The sequence below is a fragment of the Nodosilinea sp. LEGE 07298 genome, from assembly GCF_015207265.1.
Classification (GTDB): domain Bacteria; phylum Cyanobacteriota; class Cyanobacteriia; order Phormidesmidales; family Phormidesmidaceae; genus Nodosilinea.
In genome coordinates this window covers 1-2,549 of the sequence record NZ_JADEXE010000509.1, presented here as the reverse complement: position 1 = coordinate 2,549, position 2,549 = coordinate 1, and the positions used below count along the sequence as shown (strand labels likewise).

The 2,549-nt window shown below is 57.6% G+C and carries 3 protein-coding genes; 2 read left to right on the top strand and 1 reads right to left on the bottom strand.

The annotated features are described in order from the left end of the window. The first annotated feature begins 166 nt into the window (after positions 1 to 166). Positions 167 to 808 (top strand): ParA family protein, encoded by a 642-nt coding sequence (locus IQ273_RS32445; protein ID WP_313898332.1) that lies wholly within the window; start codon positions 167 to 169, stop codon positions 806 to 808. Continuing rightward, positions 805 to 1,551 carry a hypothetical protein gene (locus IQ273_RS32440; protein WP_194027193.1) on the top strand — a complete coding sequence of 249 codons (747 nt, stop codon included), beginning with the start codon at positions 805 to 807 and terminating at the stop codon, positions 1,549 to 1,551. Before IQ273_RS32445 ends, IQ273_RS32440 begins: the two co-directional genes overlap by 4 nt. 27 nt (positions 1,552 to 1,578) lie before the next feature. Here IQ273_RS32440 and IQ273_RS32435 read toward each other — a convergent pair whose 3' ends face one another. Next, positions 1,579 to 1,794, bottom strand: a complete 216-nt coding sequence (locus IQ273_RS32435; protein WP_194027192.1) for a DUF2811 domain-containing protein — start codon at positions 1,792 to 1,794, stop codon at positions 1,579 to 1,581. Positions 1,795 to 2,549: the final 755 nt, after the last annotated feature.

Genomic DNA, 2,549 nt, shown 5'->3' with positions numbered 1-2,549 from the left:
GCCTTGGAGTACTATTCCGTAGGTTGGGGCGTTGGTGAGAGCTGCCCAAACTGAGAATTGCGCGGCTATTTATCCCCTGTAAATAGTGTTGGCCTGCTCTCGATTACGGATGAATTGCCGATAGATTGCCTGCGGAAAATTGCCTACAGTTTTTGGAGACATGACCTTGGCTCGCCCGATTGTGCTAGCGGTGTTTAACGGCAAGGGCGGCGTGGGCAAAACCACCACCGCCGTTAACCTGGCGGCAGTGTTTGCCGAAACCCACTCGGTGCTACTGGTGGATGCTGACCCCCAGGGGTCGGCCCTGTGGTGGACGGGACGCAGCCCGTCCGATTTGGGCTTTGAGGTCAAGGCCCAGACTAACCCAGCCCGCCTGGCTCGCCTGAGGCAGGAGCACAACCACAGCCTAATCATTGTTGACACACCTCCGGCGCTGGGTTCAGCGATTTTGGCAGCGGTGATTCCATCAGCTGATTACTTACTGTTACCGACTCCCCCTGCGCCAATGGATTTGGCCGTTTTGATTACTACAGTGAATGAAGCGGTAGCGCCCAGCGGGGTATCTCATCGAGTATTGTTGACGAAGGTGGATTCCCGCAGCGTCGGCGAAGCCATTGAAGCTCAGAACACCCTGCTGGAGTTGAAAATCCCGGCCTGTAATGCGTTTATTCGCGCCTACAAAGCCCACGAGCGGGCCGCCCTAGAGGGCCTGCCGGTACTCAAGTGGCGCGGCAAAAACAGCCAGGAGGCCCGTTCTGACTACTGCCGAGTTGCCGAAGAACTACAGCGAGACTGGAACCAGCCATGACCAAGAAACGCCTCTCCGACGTCCTCAAAGAAGAAGTCAATAAGGCTGATGCCCCAGACTCTGCCGCTGCCGAGGTCGAGTCGACCCCCAAGCCCAGCCGCCGCGCGTCTTCGGCCCGGCGCACCGCCACCAGTCGCCGCACTAAAGCAGCAACCTCGAAACCGGCAGCGGAGCCAGAGCCTAAGTCAAAACCGGCAGCGGAGCCAGAGTCTAAGTCAAAACCGGCAGCGGAGCCAGAGTCTAAGTCAAAACCTGAGCCACAGCCCGAGCCGCAGCCCGAGCCAGATTCTGGCGCTGATGAGATAGCCGCTCAAGCTTCGGCCCAGGCTGATCTGAGCGATCGCCTTAGCGCCCTTGAAAAAGACCTCGCTGCCGCCCAAAAAGATAAAGCCCAGCTCGAAAAAACCGTGGCCGGGCTGCAAAAAGATCTGGAAACTCAGCAGGGCAGGCTGTTTGAGCTGAAAGATAGCCTCGACCAGGCCGAAACCGCTACCAAAGCGAAGGCCGAGGCTCTGACCAAGACCCAGGCCGAGCTAGACGAAGCGAAGCAGACAATTCTTAAGCTAACTGAAGCGGCGGCTCCGGCCCCCCACCGCATCTCTGGGGTCGATATTCTGCCCCGCCGCCCGGTGGAGCCTAAGGCCAATAGACCGGCCTACCACCGGGGCGTACCCGACTATGCCATTCAAAAAGGGCAACCCAACTCCATGCTGACCGATGCCGACATTGGCTGGGTTGATTAGGCTAGTTCCGGCTAGGGCCAGCTGCGATTAGGGAATGTAGTCGAACAGGGCGTCGAGGTAGATGCGGTTGATGTCGCGATCGCATTTACTGTCCTGCATTAAAAACAACGACAGGGCTGCACAGAAGACACGATGCTGGTTCCAGGCGGGGTTGCCGTCTAGGTACACCTGTAGCGCCTCGTAGAGTTCTTCGGGCACTTCAGCCATGAGGCTAACTTTGGGGGTGGTCGCGTTAAGGGTCATAGGGCGCTGCCTTTCGTTGAGGGGATACGGACTGGGGTTAGCCTGGGGGGCTAGCTGCATAACGTGGGTTAGATAGATGCCTCTATAGACCAGGCTGTGGCCACCTTAGAAACGACCCTGGCCTACTTTGCCCGTAGCAAATCGGTGGGGGAGTTGATAACTCCTGCCCCACGGCGCGATGTTTGCTTAAAATCAATTCGGGAAAACGTTAGGGCCGACCAGTGCCCGTGGCCAAGCCAGCGCTCCACAATCTACAGCAATGCCGCAGCAAAATTGACCTAGAGGTAGGTCTTGCAGGCCGTAGAGCAAGGGTCTTGGCTGTGCCAGTCGCATCATTCTGCCGAACTCTCCGGATGCTGTCAATCTTGCTTTAGGAGCGCGTTTAGGCTAGCAGCGCTAGGGTGCCTACGGTGGGATCAGGGTTCTGGGGATTCCTCGCGGAGGCCGGGGATAATATCTCGGGATAGTGCGATCGCCAGAGCCGGTCGTGCTATTTTCCACAGGAGTCCCCCAAGCCGCTAGCCAGCGTCAACGCTTGTGGAAAACCTGTGGAAAACATGGGCAAGCGTGGGGAAAAGCTAGGGAAAATGAGCCGGAAATATTTCTTTTTGTAACTTTTTTCGCCAGGCGAGCTTGACGTTTAGCCAAAGCATTGCTCTAGCCCATGGTTGCGAGGCCGAGGCGATCGGGCCACGTCAATCTTTTGTAGTGGTGGCTGCATCAGCGGCTCCATCTAGGGCCAGGGGGGTGGGTGG